General features: G+C 64.8%; 18 protein-coding genes and 1 tRNA gene. 7 read left to right on the top strand and 12 right to left on the bottom strand.

Annotated features, from left to right (window positions below):
• Positions 1-81 precede the first annotated feature (81 nt).
• From AOT83_RS12460 to AOT83_RS12430, 7 genes are all read right to left on the bottom strand, one after another.
• Positions 82-1,458: a lyase family protein gene (locus AOT83_RS12460; RefSeq protein ID WP_057963535.1), complete on the bottom strand. Its 1,377-nt coding sequence runs from the start codon at positions 1,456-1,458 to the stop codon at positions 82-84.
• Positions 1,455-3,395, bottom strand: coding sequence for an FAD/NAD(P)-binding protein (locus AOT83_RS12455; RefSeq protein ID WP_057963534.1), 1,941 nt, complete (start codon positions 3,393-3,395; stop codon positions 1,455-1,457). Before AOT83_RS12455 ends, AOT83_RS12460 begins: the two co-directional genes overlap by 4 nt.
• On the bottom strand, positions 3,396-4,601 hold the full coding sequence (locus tag AOT83_RS12450) for an FAD-dependent monooxygenase (RefSeq protein WP_057963533.1): 1,206 nt from the start codon (positions 4,599-4,601) through the stop codon (positions 3,396-3,398).
• Positions 4,601-6,166, bottom strand: coding sequence for an AMP-binding protein (locus AOT83_RS12445; RefSeq protein WP_057963532.1), 1,566 nt, complete (start codon positions 6,164-6,166; stop codon positions 4,601-4,603). Before AOT83_RS12445 ends, AOT83_RS12450 begins: the two co-directional genes overlap by 1 nt.
• Positions 6,163-6,711 carry an SRPBCC family protein gene (locus AOT83_RS12440; protein WP_057963531.1) on the bottom strand — a complete coding sequence of 183 codons (549 nt, stop codon included), beginning with the start codon at positions 6,709-6,711 and terminating at the stop codon, positions 6,163-6,165. The genes AOT83_RS12445 and AOT83_RS12440 overlap by 4 nt, the downstream gene beginning before the upstream one ends.
• Before the next feature lie 124 nt (positions 6,712-6,835).
• Positions 6,836-7,810 (bottom strand): NADPH:quinone reductase, encoded by a 975-nt coding sequence (locus AOT83_RS12435; RefSeq protein WP_057963530.1) that lies wholly within the window; start codon positions 7,808-7,810, stop codon positions 6,836-6,838.
• 66 nt (positions 7,811-7,876) lie between these two features.
• Entirely contained in the window at positions 7,877-9,256 is a 1,380-nt protein-coding gene (locus AOT83_RS12430; protein ID WP_232784681.1) for an alpha/beta hydrolase-fold protein, read from the bottom strand.
• A gap of 137 nt (positions 9,257-9,393) precedes the next feature.
• Here AOT83_RS12430 and AOT83_RS12425 point away from each other — a divergent pair, with 137 nt between their 5' ends.
• From AOT83_RS12425 to AOT83_RS12415, 3 genes are all read left to right on the top strand, one after another.
• On the top strand, positions 9,394-10,575 hold the full coding sequence (locus tag AOT83_RS12425) for an MFS transporter (protein ID WP_057963529.1): 1,182 nt from the start codon (positions 9,394-9,396) through the stop codon (positions 10,573-10,575).
• A 5-nt stretch (positions 10,576-10,580) separates the two neighbouring features.
• Positions 10,581-10,669: transfer RNA gene (locus tag AOT83_RS12420), tRNA-Ser, on the top strand.
• Positions 10,670-10,694: 25 nt separating this feature from the next.
• Positions 10,695-11,384 (top strand): hypothetical protein, encoded by a 690-nt coding sequence (locus AOT83_RS12415; RefSeq protein WP_057963528.1) that lies wholly within the window; start codon positions 10,695-10,697, stop codon positions 11,382-11,384.
• Here AOT83_RS12415 and AOT83_RS12410 read toward each other — a convergent pair.
• Genes AOT83_RS12410 through ligD form a run of 3 tightly spaced genes read right to left on the bottom strand, consistent with a single transcriptional unit; the run spans position 11,381 to position 14,171 of the window.
• Positions 11,381-11,887 carry a hypothetical protein gene (locus AOT83_RS12410; RefSeq protein ID WP_057963527.1) on the bottom strand — a complete coding sequence of 169 codons (507 nt, stop codon included), beginning with the start codon at positions 11,885-11,887 and terminating at the stop codon, positions 11,381-11,383. The two genes, AOT83_RS12415 and AOT83_RS12410, sit on opposite strands and share 4 nt — an antisense overlap.
• On the bottom strand, positions 11,887-13,143 hold the full coding sequence (locus AOT83_RS12405; protein ID WP_057963526.1) for a glycosyltransferase 87 family protein: 1,257 nt from the start codon (positions 13,141-13,143) through the stop codon (positions 11,887-11,889). Before AOT83_RS12405 ends, AOT83_RS12410 begins: the two co-directional genes overlap by 1 nt.
• Positions 13,143-14,171 (bottom strand): non-homologous end-joining DNA ligase, encoded by a 1,029-nt coding sequence (ligD, locus tag AOT83_RS12400; RefSeq protein WP_030096040.1) that lies wholly within the window; start codon positions 14,169-14,171, stop codon positions 13,143-13,145. The genes AOT83_RS12405 and ligD overlap by 1 nt, the downstream gene beginning before the upstream one ends.
• A gap of 18 nt (positions 14,172-14,189) precedes the next feature.
• On the opposite strand from ligD, the gene AOT83_RS12395 reads away from it, so the two are divergent.
• Genes AOT83_RS12395 through AOT83_RS26840 form a run of 3 tightly spaced genes read left to right on the top strand, consistent with a single transcriptional unit; the run spans position 14,190 to position 17,601 of the window.
• Positions 14,190-15,254 carry an ATP-dependent DNA ligase gene (locus AOT83_RS12395; protein ID WP_057963580.1) on the top strand — a complete coding sequence of 355 codons (1,065 nt, stop codon included), beginning with the start codon at positions 14,190-14,192 and terminating at the stop codon, positions 15,252-15,254.
• A complete protein-coding gene (gluQRS, locus tag AOT83_RS12390) occupies positions 15,251-16,126 on the top strand; it encodes a tRNA glutamyl-Q(34) synthetase GluQRS (protein WP_057963525.1) in 876 nt (291 codons plus the stop codon). Before AOT83_RS12395 ends, gluQRS begins: the two co-directional genes overlap by 4 nt.
• Before the next feature lie 44 nt (positions 16,127-16,170).
• Entirely contained in the window at positions 16,171-17,601 is a 1,431-nt protein-coding gene (locus AOT83_RS26840; RefSeq protein WP_075908854.1) for an ABC transporter permease subunit, read from the top strand.
• Here AOT83_RS26840 and AOT83_RS12375 read toward each other — a convergent pair.
• A complete protein-coding gene (locus tag AOT83_RS12375) occupies positions 17,598-18,827 on the bottom strand; it encodes a cytochrome P450 (protein ID WP_057963524.1) in 1,230 nt (409 codons plus the stop codon). The two genes, AOT83_RS26840 and AOT83_RS12375, sit on opposite strands and share 4 nt — an antisense overlap.
• Before the next feature lie 63 nt (positions 18,828-18,890).
• The gene (tgt, locus tag AOT83_RS12370) at positions 18,891-20,111 is read right to left on the bottom strand and encodes a tRNA guanosine(34) transglycosylase Tgt (RefSeq protein ID WP_057963523.1); all 1,221 of its coding nucleotides are present in this window, start codon (positions 20,109-20,111) and stop codon (positions 18,891-18,893) included.
• An 85-nt stretch (positions 20,112-20,196) separates the two neighbouring features.
• On the opposite strand from tgt, the gene AOT83_RS12365 reads away from it, so the two are divergent.
• Positions 20,197-20,748 carry a DUF4334 domain-containing protein gene (locus AOT83_RS12365; protein WP_030096045.1) on the top strand — a complete coding sequence of 184 codons (552 nt, stop codon included), beginning with the start codon at positions 20,197-20,199 and terminating at the stop codon, positions 20,746-20,748.
• Positions 20,749-20,764: the final 16 nt, after the last annotated feature.

Raw genomic sequence — 20,764 nt, 5'->3', positions numbered from 1 at the left:
GGCACCGTCAAGACTCTTGCGCGCGAACAGTTCGCAAAGAATCGACGTGAGGGAAAATTCCCGCAGGTGGTTCCCTCAGAATTAGCGCTCGATGACCCCCTCAACCAACTGACCTGCAGCTCCGACATAGGTGACCGGGTCCAATAGTTCATCGATCTCGGTCTCGCTCAACCACGCGGTGATCTCGGGCTGGGCAACAGCCACCTCGCGCAAACTCACGCCGCGCCCCACCGCCGCGTCGACGACGGCGGAGACGGCGGCCTTCGCAGCACCCTTGCCCAGTCGCGGGGACAGTGCCGCCGAGAGCCGCTCGGCCGAGGGCTGCCCACCGAGCAACGCAAGGTTGTCTGACATGCGCTGCGCACGCACCTGCAGTCCGCGGCTCAGGTCGACGGCCGTCTGTGCCGCGCCTCCGGTGAGACGCAGACATTCGCGCAAAGCCAACCATTCCGCATGCCATCCTCCCGCGGACCGTTCGTCCTCACTGAGTAACGAGTTCGTGAGAATGGTGCTCAGCGCCGGAACCTGTAGTGCGGCCGATCTGATCATCGTGGCCAACACCGGGTTTCGCTTATGTGGCATGGCCGAGGAAACACCGCGCCCTGGTGGTGCGGGCTCGGCGATTTCGGCGATCTCGGTGCGGCTCAGCGTCAGAACGTCGATGGCGAACTTGCCGAGGGCACCCGTCACAAACGCCGTGGTGCTACCGATATCGGCTATCGGGGTACGCAACGCGTGCCAGGGCAACCCGGACGAGGCCAGTCCGGTCCGGGTTGCGAAGGCGGCGTTCAGTTTCTCGACGAACGCCCCGGGTTCGGCGCCCTGCGGTCCGGCGTACTCGAGGTACCCCGCCAGGGTGCCCGCCGCGCCCCCGAGCGATACCGGAAGTGCGGCTGCCACCGCGAGCACACGTGTACGTGCCTCGAGAATGAGCTCCCGCCAACCAGACGCCTTGAGCCCGAACGTCGTCGGCACCGCCTGCACCGCCAGTGTGCGAGCGGCCATGACGGTATTCCTGTGCTCGATCGCCAGGACGGCGAGTGCCTCGGCCACATAACCCAGGTCCGTGGCGACAAGTGCCAGTACGCGCTTGGTCAGGATCATGGCGCCGGTATCGAGGATGTCCTGACTGGTCGACCCGCGGTGCACGTAATCGGCCGCGCTCGGATCGATCTCACCCACCACTCGGGTCAGTTCTTTGATCAGACCCACAACGGGATTAGCGGTCTCCCGCGCGGACAGTGCCACGGCGCGGACGCCGATATCGTGGGTGGCCACGGCCTTGGCGATGACATCCGCGGCCCCCCTGGGCAGGACTCCGATATCGGCCTGCGCGGCAGCCAGCGCGGCCTCCGCGTCGAGCATCGCCTGCAGCCACGCGGCATCGGTCAACTCAGCCTCGGCGACAGTGCCAGCGCTGACAGGTGAGAGCAATCCGGTCTCCAGGAAACCGCTCACACCAACACCCCGTGATCACCCACATCCGCGACCGGGCTGGGTGCGCTGGCCAAGGCGGCGCGCGCAATGGCATCGGCGTCGCCCAGGGTCACCGAATCCACACCCGGCCTGATTCCCGCCGCCGTGACCCAGTGCACCGACTCGGTGGGAACTCCGTAGGCGAACCGGCGCGGATGAACTCTGCCGTCGGCCCCGATCAAGCGGTACGGGCGCTCGGTCACCGCCAATCCCTTGGTTTGGTAGGCCTTGTGATCATCGGTGGGAATCTCGTAAGGGCGGCATTGACCGGTCTCCTGCAGGAAGATCAGCAGTGGATCGCTGCTGCGGCGCAGATCCGGTTCGTGCAATCGCGCCTCGATGAGGCTGCGCGTCCTGACGGCCGAGCCCGGCACCAGGGGTGACTCGATGACCACGGCCGGATCGTGAGTGTCGAAGCGCACCTGCATCTGTGGTCCCACCAGATGCATGACCCCGGCCTCCACCAGCGCGATGATCTCTTCGATCCGCTGGGCCGGAGGACCGATGGACAGAAAGGCATTCAACGGGGTGTACCAGCTCTCCAACTCATCCCGGTACGACTTACCGTCGAGCCCACCGTGATCCACCGCGAGCCGGATCTCGTTGCGCAGGTCCCGCAATACATCCAGTGCGGCCTTCACCGGACCGTCGACGTTGCCCTCGCGCGCCATCACCACATCGGCACGCAGGTGCTCGAGAATCCACGCGGTGAATTCATCCGGACCGCTGAATATGCGCTTACCCCAAGGGCGGTCGAGGTCGTCCCATTCCCAGGCGATCTCGAGCAGGTCATGCTCGGACAAGATCGCGTGCAGTTCGCTCTCGTCAGCGTGCAGGTACCGCTCGGAGAAGGCTTGCACCGACAGCCCCCGCTGCGTCAGATGCCCTTCGTAGTAGACACATTCCACCTCTCGCGCGATGAGCGGCCACAGATCGCGGCGGAACTGCAGAAGACCGCCGAGGTTCTCGCGGAGCTGGGCGATGCGTTCCACCGTGAGCAACCGCGGAAAGTAACGACCTGAAGATCCCTTCTGATTCTCACCCCGTGCGTGATACGGGATCCCGCGGCGCGAGCTGGCATACAGAATGGGTTCCTGCCCCGACGCGCGGTACACCAGCCGGCCTCCGTCATCGCCGTTGTCCCGGAAAAACTTTCCGCCCCGCCCAACCGTCAGCAGTGCCATGTAGTCGAAGAAGTTCAGCCCCAGCCCCCGAACCGCCACGGGCTCACCGGCTTTGATGGTGGACAGATCGATATCGGCCGGGTTCGCCGGTGTGACGTACGTCAGCCCATGAATACGGGCGAGGGAAGCAGCTCGAGCCTCGCCAGGACGCAGACCGGCGGGCACGTGACCGACAGCGAGAATAACGGCACTGAGGTCATGCAACCTGGTGCCATTCTCCAGCCGAACCCCCTGCGGCCCATCGATATCACCGTGGGTGTCGGCCAACGCCACCGCACGGGATCGATGGACTCGCACCGTCATGTGCTCGGGCGCCCACCCGACGACACGCGCGAAACTGTCACTGAGGTAATGACCGTAGAGGGCACGCGTGGGATAGGAGTTGGATCGCAGCGTGCGTGCCTCCGCGATGGCCTTCTCACCGCTACGCGACGGATCACCCAGCAGGGCAAGGCTTTGTGCCCACTCATAAAGCGTCGGCCCCGGTTCGATGGGCCCTTCGATGGCGACGCTGTCGTCGGTGAACACGGTGATCTGCGATGCCACGGTGTTCATCAACAGATGCCAGGATTGATCGGTACGCCAGACAGATCCGGCGCCCGGCGAATAGGGATCGACAACGTGCACGACGATTCGGTCCGCGCTGGGCGCTTGACGCTCGTTGGCGCACAGACGCTCCAGCACCGCCAGACCGCGCGGCCCCGCACCGATGATGCATATCTGTTGGTCCGACATTTATCGCGCCCCTACCGCCGAGGTGACTGCCGCCAGCCCAAAATCGGTGTCACCATGCATCCAGGCCAACTCGTCATGCAGATCGGAATCACGCATGGCACCCAATTTCTCGTTACGTTCGATAGCGGCGTCGCCCGCCGCATGCCAAATGCCGATGCTGTCCCGTGCCGCGAGTGTCACATCGGCGGTGCGGTCACGCCGCGCCTCGACGTACCTGGTGAATCTGCCGGGCAGCCTGTCCGGGTCAGCGCCGATGAGCGCGCCGAGAACCACCGCGTCCTCGAGCGCCTGACTGGCACCCTGCGCCGCGTAGTGCAGCATCGGATGCGCCGCATCGCCCAGCAACACGACGCGGCCATCGGACCACTGCCGCACCGGGTCGCGGTCCACGAGCGACCAGGATCTCCACTCCCGCCCCAGTTCGAGCAGACTGCGGGCCGTTCCACGCAACGGCGCCAGCTCCCGCAATACTCGCGCCTCACTGACCTCGACGCCTGAAAACGCGTGTGTGACGCCATCGGTACGACTTGCCGCCAGATTCAGCAGTGAGCCCCCCGCGATGGGATAGGTCACCAGGTGGCATCCAGGTCCGGTCCACCAGGTGACCGAGTTGGATTGCAGGCTCTCGTCGACCTGGTCGATGGGCACCGTGGTCCGGTACACCGTGATACCGGCGACTCGTGGTTCACCGTCGGCGAGTAGCACCCGCCGGATCGACGAGTTGATGCCGTCGGCGCCGATGAGACCGTCGCCGTCCACGCTGCTGCCGTCGGCGAGCAGTGCGCGCACTCCCCCGGCATCCTGTTGGTATCCGAATACCTCACTACGGCTGCGTAGTTCGATACGTGGGTCCGAGGCACACGCGTCCACCAGGATGCGGTGCAGCTCCGCGCGGTGCACCACCAGGTAGGGGCTGTCGAACCGATGCTGATAATCCGCGCCCAGGCTCATGGCGTTGATCAACCGGTCGACGGTGGCATCGAAGAGTCTCAACGAATCGACCTGAACGCCGATCCGCTCAATCTTCTCACCCACACCGAGCAGGCCGAGAGCATGTAATCCATTGGGTGCAAGCTGGATACCAGCGCCGATCTCGGCGAACTCGCGTGCCCGCTCCAACACGACCACGTCGTTACCGGAGGCTGCGGCACTCAACGCGATGGCAAGGCCACCGATACCGCCGCCGACCACAATGAGCCGCGACATCAGATGGCCCCCGCACCGATCCGCGCCGACAATTCCAGTCTCTTGATCTTGGTGGTCGCTGTCTGTGGCAGCTCATCAAGACGCAGATGCAACGGCGGAGCCATCGGCGGCAATTGTGCTGCCGCCGCATCCCACGCGTTCAGATTCAGCGGCACATCATTTTTCGTGCACACGACCGGTTGTGCGAGCCCGCCCGGGCCGGCCACGATGATCACCTCGCTGAGCTCATCCACCGCCAGGAACAGGCGATCCTCGGCGGCCAGGGTGCTGCCGAAACCGTCGATGAGGTCTACCTCGCGGTCCAGCAGATGGATGCAGCCCCAACGGGTGCGGTAGCCGACATCGCCCATCCGCCACCAACCGTCGTCGAGCTGCTTGTCGTAACGATCTTGCTCGCCGAGGTACGTACGGATTCGCCCGTCGGTGCGCACCTCGATGTAGCCCGGATTCTCCGCCGACGGCGGCTGCCCATTGCGCGACACGATCCGCACATCGGTCATGCCCGGGAACGGATAGCCAACGCACCGTCCATCGGAATCGGCAGAGCGTAGGCGGCTGAAGCCACGTGCGACGATCGGCCCCACCTCGCTTTGACCGTAGAGCTGCCCGAAGAGCGGGCGCCGGCGCTGCGTGGCCGCCAGCAGGGTACGCACGGTGCGCGGGTGAATGGCATCGAAGGTGCTGCTGAAGTACTTGACCGAGGCCAGCGGGCGCCGCGGATCGTCGGCCAGCACTTCCCAGTTGATGAATGTGTTCGGATGGGCCTCAAGAATTCCCGGCTTCACCCGCAGGAAGATCTCGGCGGCGTGCTCGGGTTCGTCGTCGACGAGCACCACCACGGGGAAACCACGCAGAATCGCGATGGCCAGCGCGGTCACCAGGCGCGAATGTACGAAGGAAACGTGGATGACCAGGGGTTCGCGGCGGCGCACCAGTGCGGCTACGGCGGCTTGCGGCCGATACCGCGCCTCGAAGGTGAAGTTGGTGTGCACGGCAAGCTTAGGCACCCCGGTGGTCCCGGAGGTGTGGGTGATGAGTGCGGGATCATGCGGGCTGGGCACGACGGCGGGTGCGGCCGCGGCGGGAGTAAGTGCCGACAGCGTCACGGCCTGGGGATGCTCACCCTCGGCGAGTAGCACGCGGGAGGTGAGTTCGGCGATGGGCTGACCCGCCAGGTCACCATCCAGTTTGGCGGCATCGGTCAGCAGGGTCGGATTGCCGACGCGCCCGATGAGGGTCGCCACGGTCAGGCCATCGAGTTTGGGGGACAATAGAACCGGCACCGCACCGATGCGGGCCGCGGCACAGGCCGCCAGCGTGATATCAAAACCGTCGGACTTGTGGATGACCAGCTTGTCTCCCGGCACGACACCGGCGGCGCGTAACCGCCGCCCGATGTCATCAACGGCCGCCGCCACCTGAGCGATGGTCGACGTGCCTTCCAGTTGCGGGGCCAGCGACGGTCGATGGTCCAGCGTCAGCGTGTTGGAGGGGTGCTTGCGTGCCGCGCGCTCGAAGAGCGTACCGAGCTTGATACCGCGGTTTCCGATGCGCTGCAGAATCATTGGGATACTCCGGCTTTCTGGACAACACTGGCTTCCTCGGTGATGCGCGCGATGGCGTCCACGGTGGTCTGCATATCGGCGCGGAGTTTGTCGCCCCATTCGCGGACAAAACGTTCCTTACCCTCTTCGTCGAGGTGGGACATGATTTCGGTGATGCCCTCGGTGGGCCTACCCATCCGGTAGTGGTGCCGCAGGATCGATCCGCCCTCGGCAGCGTCGACGAAGTAGCTCCAGACACTCTCCTGCAGTTCACCGGAACGGTTCAGGATCGACCAGCTGAATTGCTTCGGCGCTTCGGCCGCCACAATCTCGCTTTCGGTCTGCCAGCCGCCGCGCACCACAGGCGCCCAGGCGACGACATCGGTCGCACGGTTGTTGTTTCCACGGAAGCGGGCACCAACCTGGCCCGGTTCACCTGATATCCATTGTCCACCAATGCATTCAGGGCTCCAGCGACCACTCTCGGGGAGGTCGCTGACCAATGCGTACAGCTCGTCGGGGGAAGCGGTGCAGAAGGCGCTGGTTTCGATTTCAAAGAGGCTCACGCATCAAAGGCTGGCACCGGCGGTAGGGGGCAGCGATGTATCCGCGAAAGGTCCGTCAAGTTGGTTTTCGGGTCCGTCAAGTCCACCAGCCGGATCGACGCAAACGCCTGGTCGTGGCCGGGAATCAGGCGGGAAGCAGAACGAGACGGGTGCCGCCCATGACTTCGGTCTCGATACGTCGATGGGCCCTCGCGGCTTCCGAAAACTGCATCAAATCAATGACATTCGGAACAAGCTCGCCTTCGGCGAGCAGGACCGCCATGCGCTGGGCCGCGGCGGCGAGTTGGCGGGTCGAGGCCCTGGACATGACAAACCCGCGAATGGACCCGCTCTTGCGGTACAGCGGCCCAAGTGGGACAGGCCGCTGTGTCTCCGGAGTTCCGTCACCCGATATCAGGACGATTCGGCCGTGCGGTGCAAGCAGATCCACCGCCGCGACGACGTCGTTGACACCCGAGGTGTCGAGGTAGATGTCGATGGCACCATGATGTGTCTTGCTGACCAGCGGTACCCAATCGGCGGCGTAGTCGTACACCTCGTGAGCGCCGAGTTGCAGACATCTGTCCCGGCTCCGCGCCGATGCCACCGCGATCACCGTCGCGCCGGATCGCGCCGCTAGGGCAACGGCAGCCGACCCCACGTTCCCGCCGGCGCCGACGATCAGCACCGTCTCCCCTGCCTTGATCTCGCCGTACTCGACGGTCGCCAGGTAGGCGGTAGAGGCAGGGTGTGCCACCGCGACGGCCGTCACCGGATCTACATCGGCGGGCAACTCGTACAACCTGCCCACCGGGACTGCGGCGAACTCCGCTGTGGCCCCTTGCCGTCCGTCATACCCGAGACTTGTGCACCACACCCGATCGCCGGCCCGAAAGCCCCCAGACGGCTGCGCGACCGTGCCCACCAGGTCGCGTCCCACCACAAACGGCAGTGGAATCGCGGTGGGGTACGAGCCTGAACGCACAAAGGTATCTACCGGGTTGACCGCCACCGCGTCGACCTTGACGAGCACTTCATCGGGCGAGATGTCGGGTTCGGGAAGCGTGCCGTACCGGATGTTCTCGGCGGGTCCCCGCTGCTCGATGTAGGCGGCGCGCATGCACACATCTTGCGGTATGTCTGGCGCACCCACAATGTGACGGATTACGTTGCCAATGCTTGCCATTCACGCATTGGGCACGGGCAACGGGGCACGTGGTACCCCGGGAGTTCCTAGCCTACCGGCGATCCATGGAAACGCCTGGGCAAATGCGTCCTGCGCATATGCCCAATCGTGGTTGCCGGTGCGCCTCACCACCGCGCAGTCGATCCCCACGGGCACCGCCGCGTCGCACAGCCGGGCAGCCGCGATCGGGCCGGTGAGCTGCTCCTGCCCCGCCCTGATCTTCGCGGTTGTCGAGACGTCCAGCCACCCCGCCACGTCCTGGTATCGACGGTGACTGTGTAGGGCCGTGAGCGTGTCGAACAGTGCCCATTGCCTTTCGTCGCCGCCGTAGAGCCGCTCCACGGTCTGCTCCTTGGTCCCCGCATTCGGAGTGAGGTCACCGGCCATATCGATGAAGGAGTGAAACAACTCCGGGTGGGTGATGACCAGATCGGCCGCGCACGTGCCGCCCATCGACCACCCGGCGACGCCCCAGTTCTCGGGATTTGGACTCGTCTCGAATTCGGAATTCACATATGGGATAACTTCTTTGGTGACGTGAGCGGCCACGTTTCCACGAGGACCGTCCACGCATTCGGTGTCGTTGTTGAAGGTTCCACCGGTATCGACGAAGACCAGTACCGGGCTGACTCCGTCATGAGACTGCGCGAAACGGTCCATGGCTCCTGCGGCGTTTCCCTGACGGACCCAGTCGGCCGGTGTCGACCACGCTCCGGAAATCATGACCACCGCGGGAAGCTTCGGCGGCGCGGGACTCGCGAACCAGGCGGGCGGCAGATAGACGTACTCGGTTCGGTGTTGGAAGCCCGCAACATCCGCCGGGATGTCGACCGGAACCACATGCCCGGTTGCCGTGGGCCCCTTGCCTTTCAGATCCTGCACCGCAGCCATATCGGTCTCACCGGGCAGCGGACCTGCGGTCACCGCGGCCCACGCCAGACGCAGCGTGTCGTAGTAGTCGATCCACTGATTCAGCACGGTCAACGCGGCCAGCAGGCACAGTGGGGCGGCCAGCACCATCACGCCTCGGCGCAGCCACCGCGTGCCCACCCAGCCGACGATCGCGATAACCAAAGCCACTGCGGCAAAACCGATCCAGATCCACAACATGAGCGGCGGCGGGTTGTCCGCCATCCCCTGAGAGGTGATGTACCAATACGCCAGTGCGCCTGCGCCCGCACCACATACCGCGGCGCCCGGCCCCCACACCCGCAGCCAGCTGCGCGGTCGGCGATAGAGCCCAACCACCAGGGCCAGCGCCGCCACGACCTGAATCGCCACCGGGAGCCAGCCATGGATCAGGGAGGGGCCCGCGTACAGCGGATTGTTGCGCGCGTAATCAGGCAACGCGGCCAGTACCCATGTCCCCGACGGCGGCACGCCATGATTGTCGGTGCCCTTCCTGTAAGAAGATTCCGCGCATTCTGGAGAATTGCTGGGAATCGCCGAATCTTGGAGGTGACGGACAATGCCCATGGTGGTTGCCGGTGAACCCCCGCCCGACAAATAGTGCAGAAATGACGCGGGTTGTCCTGATCGTGCTGTGCGCGCTACAGGTCACCATGCAGCTCTACGTGTGGATTCCGATCCACGATGCCGTATCGGAGTCCTACGGCGGACATAACATGACGCCCGCCCTCTCCTCTGCACTCTTCGGATACGCGGCCGGATTCTTGCTGTTCGGTCCCGTCACCGATCGATTCGGACGCCGGCGTGTGCTGATCGCCGGGGTGTCGGTGATGGCCTTGCTTACCCTTCTGGTGCCGTGGGCTCCCACACCGGCGTTGCTCGGATTGATCCGTGTGCTGCAGGGTTTCGCCGGTGGTGCGTTCTCTCCGTCCGCCTTGAGCTATCTCGGAGAGGCGCTGCCCCGCCGGACGGCGACTACCGCGATCGGTGCGGTATCCACCGCGTATCTGATGGCCGGCGTGCTCGGGCAGGTGATGGCCTCCCTCATCACCCACGCGAGGGGCTGGCAATGGGTGTTCTGGGTCAGTGCGGCCGGACTCGCGCTGAATGTCCTACCGCTGGCATTCGTCATGCGGGAGCAGCGCGGCGGCGATCCCTCGGCACGGGTGGTGTCCGGTTTCGCCGCGCAAGCCCGTCTACTCACCCGCCGAGACATCGCGGTTCCGCTGGCTGCGGTGTTCGTGCTGATGTTGTCGTTCGTGGCGATGTACACGAGCCTGGCGACCCAGTTGGTGGATGCGTTGCACTTGCCCGAGTCCATAGGCACCACCATTCGGCTGGCAGGCATTCCCGGGATGCTGGTCGCCCCGTTCGTCGGCTCCTGGGTGGGCAAGGTCGGTACCGAAACCGGTGCGTTGGTCGGGTACTCGCTGGCCGCTGTCGGGCTTGCGGTGGAGGCCCTGGGCGCGGGCTCCGTTCCGGTCATCATCGTGGGCAGCAATATCTTCGTCGCCGGTATTGCCATCGCATCGACGGCGATGGTCACCATGTTCGGCGATCGGGCGGCGCCCCGACGCGGTGCCGGTACCGCCCTGTACGGCTTCACGGTTTTTCTCGGCGCCAGCGCCGCGCCTTACCTCGCCCACGCCCTCGGATTCCGGCCCCTGCTCGGGGTGCTGGTGGCGGCGCTGATCGGCGGAGCAGTGCTCGTCGCGAGCTCACGACGGAATGCATCTGGGCCGGTCAAGACGACGGTGGACATAGGCACCCAGCGCAGTCCGCTACCATGACCGACGGAGGATTCGCCTAGTGGCCTATGGCGCTCGCCTGGAACGCGGGTTGGGTTAATAGCCCTCAGGGGTTCAAATCCCCTATCCTCCGCCACTGCAGGACCGCATCAAGGAGGGCAATGGCTGCCGGACGCCGGACGGCGACCATCGTTCTGACCAGCAGCCATGCCGCTCTCTCCTTGATCGCGGGACTGCTTTTTTTCTTTTTCGTGCTGCCCCGCTGGCCCGAACTGAACGGGACCACCAGCCACGCCTTAGGTACCGGCCTGCGCATCGTCTCCGGGGTACTGCTGGCGGCCGCCGGTGTCCCCGCCCTGATCCGGTGGCGACAGACCCGCCGGCCTGAGTTCGCGACACCGCAGCTCGCGCTCACGCTGCGGGCGGCGGCCTTCATCGGCCATTTCCTGGCCGGTGCGCTGATCATCGGCACGGCGACCGCCGAGATCTGGTTGAGCCTAGATCGGTTCGGCATCTGGGAGTTCGGGGCGTACGGCGCGGCCGGGGCGATCGGAATCCTGGCCTTCGCCGCCTATCACCTGGCATTCGTGGCCGAAAGCCCGGAAAAGGAACGCAAGCCCCGCCCGGCCAAGAAGAAGCCCACCGAGGTCACCGAGCCCACACTGGACACGGACGAGACCGCGAAGGCCGACGAACCCCCTGCCGAGGAGTCTGCGGTTGACGAGGCAGTCGAGGCTGCCACTCAAGACACCGAGACCACCGAGGACACCGAAGCCACCCCGGGCATCGAGGACGGGGAAGCGCTCGAACCGGCACGCGGTCTACGGAACCGTCGCACCCGCAGGTCCTAGATCGCGTCCTTCCCCTGGGAGGACAAGACGAGCACCGAACCGTCCTTAGGCGCGAACGCTTTGACCTCCCATCCGCCCTTCGCGGTGTTGGTGGACAACATTCGATCAAGGTCATCGCTGCGTTCGAACTGCGCGGAGGACGGCACACCCGCATCGAGTGTCTTCCACAGACGTGGCCTGGTAGCCAGGACCATGCTGGAGCGGAAGGGCGCCACGTACGCGGCCAACTGCTGAGGTGGCATTTCGATGATGGCGTCCACCCAATACGTGGTGTTCGGACCGGGCAGGGGCTCGTCGCCGAAGAAGCCCTGGACCCACTCACCGGTCACCGGCTGCGGCAATTTCGGAAAACGCTGCTCCAAGGGTTCGGAGTCGTAGCGGATCGGCGACGCTCCGGTCTTTTGCGGCGTATAGGAGGTTTGGGTGGATTTGGGCTCATCCCAGGCCGAGCAGCCGCTCACCGCGAAAAGCGCCACGGCACAGGCCACCGCCCAACGTTTCATTACTGCACGGTACCGGCAGGACGAGATCGCGTTGCCAGTATCCAAATGGCCACCGCAAGGAACACCAACGGAAAGAAGGCCGAGTCGAAAACTCTTTCACCACGCGACATCTGTGCGATCACGGCGTCCCACGCGGTGATATACGACTCGAAATCGGGGTTTATCCGCATCGCGCGGACGTACAGCACCAGATACCACCACATGGACACGATCGCCGCGATCACAACCGTCACCGCCGTCCACCGCCACCGCTGGGCACCACGAGCGATCAGGATCTGGTTGACCAACAACACCATCAACGGCACCGTCCACACCCAGTGATGACCCCATGCCAATGGAGAGACCACGCACCCGACCATGCCGACCACCGTGACGGCCAGCAGCTCCCGCCCGTCTCCGTGCGCTCTGCGGGCGGCGGCCATTCCCAGCAGCGCGGCTCCGCCCGCGAGCAGCACCCACAACCACGTCGGCATCGATTGCGGTGCATAGATATTCGATAGTGCACCACCTATCGATGCATTGGCAGGATGATCCAGGGAACCGATGTGGCCGGTGGTACGCACCGCACCCAGCCAGTAGTCGGACGAATCCGAAGGCAGCACAATCCATCCCAGTACCACCGTGCTCACGGCCGTGACCATGGCCGTCACCGCCGCCCTCCACTGCCGGGAGATCAGCAGGTAGGGAACGAAAATGATGGCCGTGAGTTTGACGCCCGAGGCCACACCCACCGACCAACCGCGCCATCGCGCATCCGCTGGCCTCGTGAGATCCCAGATGATGAGCGCGGCCAGCACGAGATTGACCTGCCCCTGCCACAGGGTTCCATGGACTGGCTGAATATCCCAGGCCACCAAGTTCATTCCCACACACGCGACAGCCAACGGTCCATCGGCCGAGAATCCAAGAACCCGCCAGCACCGCCAGATGATGGCGAACAGCGCCCCTAGATTCACCAGGAACCAGATAACCTTCGCCGTCCCCAACGGCACGAAACCCAGAGGGGCGAAGAGTAATCCTGCGAACGGCGTGTACGTGAACCATCCGGCATCCGGAATCTCTGTGGCGTACAGCGGCTCACCGTGCAGAACCCGCAGACCCCCGAACCGGTAGGTCATCAGATCGCCACCATTGCTGAACAGTCCGAAGCTGTTCGGGGCGTTCAGCGGTATGAGCCAATGCTGGAGCAGCACCGCCACAACGCCGACCGCCAGCCATAAGCCAGCCGCCCGCCACGACATCCTGCGGACCGTCACTACTGCTTCCTATCGGTATCCCGGGACGGCTGAACGCGTTTCGGTTCTCCCGGCATCTTCGGGTAGTTCGGCGGGTAGGGCATATCGCCCAGTCCGTTTGCCTCGTCCCGTTCTACCATCTCAAGCAGCGGCTCGATCGACTGCGGCGCATCATCCATATCGGCCATGGGGTCCGGACGTTTCCGGAGCAGGTCGGGCACGGTCGCGATGGTGAAGTCGTCGGGCTCGGCATCGGCGAGTTCTTCCCACGTCAACGGCGTGGAAACGGTGGCGATCGGCGTGCGCCGCACCGAGTAGGCCGATGCCATCGTGCGATCACGCGCGTTCTGATTGAAGTCGATGAAGATGCGCTCGCCGCGTTCTTCCTTCCACCACGAGGTTGTCACCTGCCGGGGTGCGCGCCGTTCCACCTCGCGAGCCAGCGCGATACCGGCACGGCGCACCTCGATGAAATCCCAGCGGGTCTCGATGCGCAGATAAATGTGGATGCCGCGACCGCCGGAAGTTTTCGGATAGGCGACAAACCCCAGCTCATCCAGTAGTGGACGCAGCACATCGAGCGCCACCGATTTGGCTTCGTCGAATCCGGTACCCGGCTGCGGGTCCAAATCGATACGCAGCTCGTCCGGGTGGTCCAGATCGGGATATCGCACCTGCCACGGATGCAACGTCACCGTGCCCATCTGCGCCGCCCACACGATCGCGGCGGGCGTGGTCACCCGCAGGACCTCGGCAGTGCGGCCGGACGGAAACGTCACCTCGCAGCTGTCCAGGTAGTCGGGATAGTGCTTGGGCAAGCGCTTTTGGTAGATCTCCTCGCCGTCGATGCCGTCGGGGAAGCGCTGCAGATGCGTGGGACGCTCCCGCACCGCGTTCATCATCGGGCCGAGCGCGACGGTGCGGTAGTACTCGGCGAGATGTCGCTTGGTGCCGCCATCAGCCCCCAACTGAGGGAAGTACACCTTGTCAGGGTTGCTCAGCCGGACGGCGATGCCGTCGACATCCAGTTCCTCGGCGGGCGTGGGCATTACCGTCATCATATGGGAATGGACCTGCCCGTCATGCCTCCTATCGCGCCAATGCTTGCGAAACCTGTCGCGAAAATCCCGGCCGACGCGTCGTACGAGCCCAAGTGGGATGGGTTCAGGTCGATCGTCTTTCGCGACGGCAACGAGGTGGAGCTGGGCAGTCGCAACGAAAAACCGCTGACCCGGTACTTCCCGGAGCTGGTGACGGCCGTGCTGGCCGAGCTACCGCCGCGGTGCGTTGTCGACGGGGAGATCGTGATCGCCACCGAGTCCGGGCTGGACTTCGAGGCGCTGCAGCAGCGGATTCATCCGGCCGATTCCCGGGTGCGGCTGCTGGCCGAGCAGACGCCCGCCTCATTCATCGCTTTCGACCTGCTCGCGCTGGGTAACGAGGACTTCACCGGACGACCGTTTAGCGAGCGCCGCGCCGCCCTGACGGATGCGCTGTCCGGGTCAGGCACCTCGATTCATCTCACCCCCGCCACCACCGATCACGTCACGGCACAGCGCTGGTTCGAGGAGTTCGAGGGTGCCGGAACCGACGGCCTCATCGCGAAACCACTGGCCCTCGCGTACCAGCCCGACAAACGGGTGATGTTCAAGATCAAACCCGAGCGCACCGCCGATTGCGTGGTGGCCGGATATCGGGTGCACAAGTCCGGTGATGACGCCATCGGATCGCTGCTGCTCGGCCTGTACCAGGACGACGGTGTGCTGGCCTCGGTCGGCGTGATCGGCGCGTTTCCGATGGCCGAACGCAAGCGGCTCTTCCAGGAGCTGCAACCGCTCGTCACCGATCTGGAGGATCATCCTTGGAACTGGGCGGCTCATCAGGCCGGTGAACGCACTCCGCAGAAGAACGCCGGCTCACGCTGGAATGCCGGCAAGGACCTCTCGTTTGTCGCGCTGCGCCCCGAACGGGTGGTGGAGGTCCGCTATGACCACATGGAGGGCGTGCGGTTTCGCCACACCGCGCAATTCAACCGCTGGCGGCCGGATCGCGATCCACATTCCTGCACCTATGAACAGCTCGAACGGCCAGTTGCGTTCAGTCTCAACGAGATTGTTCCGGGCCTAGTGTGACAGGCGCCGGACGATTCGCGCCGAGCCCTTCCGGTGACCTGCACATAGGCAACCTGCGCACGGCGTTGTTGGCATGGCTGCTGGCACGCTCGACCGGCCGCAGGTTCCTCATGCGGGTGGAAGACCTGGACACCCGCACCAGCTCCACCGTGGCACGGCGCCAGCTGGCCGACCTCGCCGCGATCGGTCTGGAGTGGGATGAACCCGTGGTCTGGCAGTCGGATCGGAACACCGCCTACGACGAGGCGCTGGCGACACTGCGATCTCACGACCGGTTGTACGAATGTTATTGCAGTAGAAAAGATATCGCCCAGGCGCCCACGGCGCCGCATTCGCCACCCGGCGCATACCCGGGCACCTGCCGAAACCTGTCGGAATCTCAGCGAGCACAACACCGCGCCGCCCGCCCCGAACGCCCGCCCGCCCTGCGGCTGCGCACGGAGAACTCTGCCTTCACCGTGCAGGATGCGCTACACGGTGAATACACCGGCCTCGTTGACGATTTCGTGGTGCGCCGCGGCGACGGTGTGGTCGCCTACAACGTCGCGGTGGTGATCGACGACCACACGCAGGGCATCGACCAGGTGGTGCGCGGCGATGATCTGCTGGCCTCCGCGCCCCGCCAGGCCTACCTTGGTGCGCTGCTGGGCTACCCGGTGCCGACGTACGCCCATGTTCCGCTGGTTCTGAACACCACGGGCGCGCGGCTAGCCAAACGCGATGGCGCGGTGACCGTTGCCGATCTGGGTGCGCGGCGGACCTTCGATTTGATATGCGACTCCCTCGGATACGAGGCCGCCAATGCCGCGGAGCTGCTGGGACAGTTCGATGTGCGGTGCATCCCGCACGACCCGTGGATATACCCGGGCTGATCCGAAGCAGCCTGTCTGCACCGGAACTGTGTTAGCCTCCCGCGGTGTTTCGTGCCCTCGCGCTCGCACTTCTAACACTGCTGGCAGTAGCCGGGTGTGGGGGCCAAGCACAAGAATCGCTGCGGGTGGGCACCGAGGGCGTCTACGCGCCATTCAGTTTTCACGATGAGCGCACCGGGGAGCTGACCGGATACGACGTGGATGTCGCCCGCGCCGTCGGCGAGAAACTTGGCCGACCCGTGGAGTTCGTCGAGATCCCGTGGGACGCGATCTTCGCCGGGTTGGACGCCGAGCGGTTCGACGTGGTGGCCAACCAGGTGACCATCACCCCGGAACGTCGGGCCAAGTACGACCTGTCCACGCCGTATGCGGTCGGCGAGGGGGTGATTGTCACCAGGGCCAACGACAACACCATTCACAGCCTCGCCGATATCCGCGGCAAGGTGGCGGCTGAGAATGCCACGAGCAACTGGTCCCAGATCGCCCGCGACGCCGGCGCCCGGGTCGAAGCCGTCGAGGGCTTCACCCAATCCATCACGCTGTTGAGCCAGGGCCGGGTCGATGTCGTGGTCAACGACAGCATCGCGGTCTACGCCTACCTGGCCAGCACCGGTGACCCCGCGGTGAAGATCGCCGGGAGCACCGGTGAACGCAGCGAGCAGGGGTTCGCCGCCCGTAAGAACAGCGGTCTACTACCCGAGTTGAACAAGGCACTGGAGCAGTTGTCGGCCGACGGCACACTGACCCGCATCTCCGAGAAGTACCTCAAGGCGGATGCCAGCGGGACAACCAAAACCGAAGCTGCACAGGGCAGATCAAACACTCAACTGGTGCTGGACAACCTGTGGCCGATGGCTCGCGCCATGCTCACGGTTACCCTGCCGCTGACCGTCATCAGCTTTACGATCGGGCTGGTCATCGCCCTCGGGGTGGCGCTGGCCCGCATGTCCGATCGTCGGGTGCTCTCCGGTCTTGCCCGCATCTACATCTCGATCATCCGGGGTACCCCGCTGCTGCTTCAGCTGTTTCTGATCTTCTTCGCGCTGCCCGAATTCGGGGTGAAGATCAGTCCGTTTCCCGCCGCGGTCATCGCCTTCAGCCTCAACGTGGGCGGCTACGCCGCCGAGATCATCCGGTCGTCCATCCTGAGCATCCCCCGCGGGCAATGGGAGGCCGCCTCAAGTCTGGGCATGAGTTACCGCACCACGTTGTGGCGCATCGTCATTCCGCAGGCCAGTCGGGTCGCGGTGCCCCCACTGTCCAACACGCTGATCTCCCTGGTGAAGGACACCTCGCTGGCATCGGCAATCCTGGTGACCGACGTGATGCGCACGGCACAGGTTGCCGCGGCCCCCACCTTCCAGTTCTTCACGCTCTACGTCACCGCCGGCGTTTACTACTGGATCGTCTGCATGGCGATGTCGGTGGTGCAGGACCGCGTCGAGGAACGTCTAGCCAGGTCTGTTGCCCACTAGGTGATGCGTACCGGAAGGTCGGCCAGTCCGCGCAGCGTGACGTTCGGCTTGTAGCTGGGCTCACCGGTCAACCGCACATCGGGGAACCGTGCGGTGATCGAGCTCAACGCCAGCTTGGCCTCCAACCGCGCAAGCGGAGCGCCCAGGCAGAAATGTGGTCCGTGCCCGAAGGCCAAGTGTTTGATCTCGGCGCGATCCGGATCGAAGACGTCCAGATCCGGGCCGATCTCCGGATCACGTTGCGCGGCAGCAAGCATCAACAGCACCCACTCACCGCTGGGGAAGGTGAAGCCACCAACCGTCATATCGCCGTCGGCGACCCGGGCCACCATATGCACGGGCGGGTCATAGCGCAGTATCTCCTCGATGACCGCCGCCGCGCGATCAGCGTTCTGTCCCAACAGTTTCCACTGCTGCGGAGTCTGCAGCATAGCGAGCGACGCGTTGGCGATGAGGTTGACGGTGGTCTCGTGCCCGGCGATGAGCAGCAGCGTGCAGGTGGAGATAATCTCTTCCTCGGTGAGCTGGTCACCGGCCTCCTCGACCTGGATCAGGGCCGACAGCAGATCATCTCCGAGGTTGCGACGGCGGGCCGCTATGAGATTGGCAAAGTAGTCCCACATCCAATGGGCCGCCTGGAATCGTTCGTTCATGTTGGCGGGCGCCTGACCGGTCAACGCGAAAACCGGATCCAGCCCTTGACCCAGCAGCGCTGAGGCCCTGCCGAATTCAGGCTCGTCCTCGATCGGTACCCCCAGCATCCGGCAGATCACCGCGACGGGCAGCGGATAGGCGAAATCTGTGACCAGGTTGACGGTGCCGCGCCGCGCGATGTCTTCCAGAAGCTGATCGACGAGGGCCTGTACGTCTTCGGCCATCGCATTGATCACCTTGGGTGCGAACGCCTTCGCAGCCAGCTTGCGCAGCCGGGTGTGATCGGGGGCGTCCAGCCCCAAGAACGAGGGCCTGGCGATCAGGTTGGGATTCTGTGCGAGCTGTCGCTGGACGATCTTCGACTTACGGCGATCCGACGACGCTTGCGGGTGGCGCAGCACAGCGTTGCAGTCGGCGAAGGTCGCCAGCACGCTCACGTCCATGCCCGGCGGGTGCACCGGGCCGGCCTGCGTCTGCTCGACCAGCTGGCGGTACACCGGGTATGGATTGGCACGATTGGCCGGGTCGAGCACCTGAAGTAGCAGGGTGCCCGGGTCAGTCGTAGTAGGCATGTGTCCAGTGTGCGCCTGGATCTGGAGATGCGCCCGAACCGCAGGCGCTCCGGCCGTCGGGATTCAGCGGTAGTAGCGCCCCAGGGTCTCTTCGCGCAGCTCCTCGAAGCGACCGTCCACGATGCTGGCCCGAATGCGGTCTACCAGCCCGATGGTGAATCGTTCGTTGTGGATGGTGGCCAAGGTGGATGCCAGGATCTCCTTGGCCTTAAACAGGTGGTGCATGTAAGCCCGGGTGTAATGCGCGCAGGTGTAGCAGTCGCACTCGGCGTCGATCGGGGTGAAGTCCCGGCGGTACTTGGATCCGGTGATGTTCACCCGGCCGTCGCGGGTGTAGACGGCGGCATTGCGCGCGACCCGGGACGGGGACACACAGTCGAAGGTGTCCGCACCGGCGGCCACGGCCGCGAACAGGTCATCGGGCTCGCTGATCCCGAGGAGGTGGCGCGGTTTATGTTCGGGCAGTTCGGATGTCACCCATCCGACGATGGTGCCGAGGTTCTGTTTTTCCAGCGCGCCACCGATCCCGTAGCCGTCGAAGCCCCGGCCTTCCTCGCTGACAAGCGATTCCAATCCGCGTGCGGCCTGACGCCGCAAATCCTCGTACTGTGCGCCCTGCACCACGCCGAACAACGCCTGATAGGGCTTGTCGGCACGCTCGCGCGTCAGCTTCTCGTGCTCGTCGAGGCACCGCTGCGCCCACTCGTGGGTGCGCTGTACCGAATTCTCTTGATACTCACGGGTGTTGATCAACGTGGTGAGCTCGTCGAAGGCGAACATGATGTCGGCGCCCAGCTGATGCTGGATCCGCATGGACACCTCCGGAGTGAACCGGTGCGTCGACCCGTCCAGGTGTGACGTGAAGGTGACACCCTCATCGTCGACGTGGGCAAGCTTGTCCTTACCGGCAACGACGTGATTGTCGGCGCGGGCCCGGTCGACCTCCATCGCCATCACCTTGCGTGCCCCGGAGCCGAGGGAGAGCACCTGAAACCCGCCGCTGTCGGTGAACGTAGGGCCCGGCCAGTTCATGAATGCACCGAGCCCTCCGGCCTCGTCCACGATGTCGGGGCCGGGCTGTAGATACAGGTGGTAGGCGTTGGCGAGCACGGCCTGAGCACCGAGAGCGGCCATGGTCTCGGGCAGGACAGCCTTGACGGTGGCCTTGGTTCCGACGGCGATGAAGGCGGGAGTTTGGATGTCCCCGTGCGGGGTGTGGATCACCCCGGCCCGGCCTGCGGTTCCCGGCAGGGTGGCGTCGATGGAGAAGTACTGGTCAGTCATCGGAGGCTATTTTGCCCTGGGCGTGTCGGCCTCCCGGCTTTCGGCTCTTCGCCCACGCGGCCTATCGCAGTCGTAGGCTCGGGGCATGACATCGACGTCGGATCTGCACGCGCTGGAGCAGGGCACCACTACCCAGGAAGCCCTGGTCTTCTTCGACAACCTGGAGCCCGTGCGATCAGAGGAGCTGGTCGGCCAGCGCTGGCACGGCGGCGAGGTGCCCACCGGGCATTCGATGGACGGCATCCTGACGGTGTCGGGGTGGTACGGCAAGCAGTTCGACGATGTGGACCATGTGCATCCGCTGCTGTTCAGCGATGGTGGCGGCGATATCTTCGCGGTCGATCCGATGCTGGCGCCGATGGGGCTCGCGGGCCGGATCAGCGGGCTGACCGAGTCCCCCATGGTGAAGCGGACGTCACCGACCGCATTGTCGGCGCTCAAGCCGCTGATCCGGACCAACAAGCACCGCGCCCGGCTGCGCAATATCGAGTTCCGTGGCGCCGTCAGCGCGGCAATGGTCTACGACCACAAGGCGATCATCGACCATTTCCGGAAGGTGGATGACGACACACTGCTGGGCATCATGGACCTACGGGACATGGACCAGCCGTACTTCTTCACGTTGCGCCGCGACTGAACACGGTTGCCCGCAA

It is taken from the genome of Mycobacteroides sp. H001, assembly GCF_001440005.1.
Classification (GTDB): domain Bacteria; phylum Actinomycetota; class Actinomycetes; order Mycobacteriales; family Mycobacteriaceae; genus Mycobacterium; species Mycobacterium gwanakae.
This window is presented reverse-complemented; position numbering and strand designations above follow the sequence as displayed.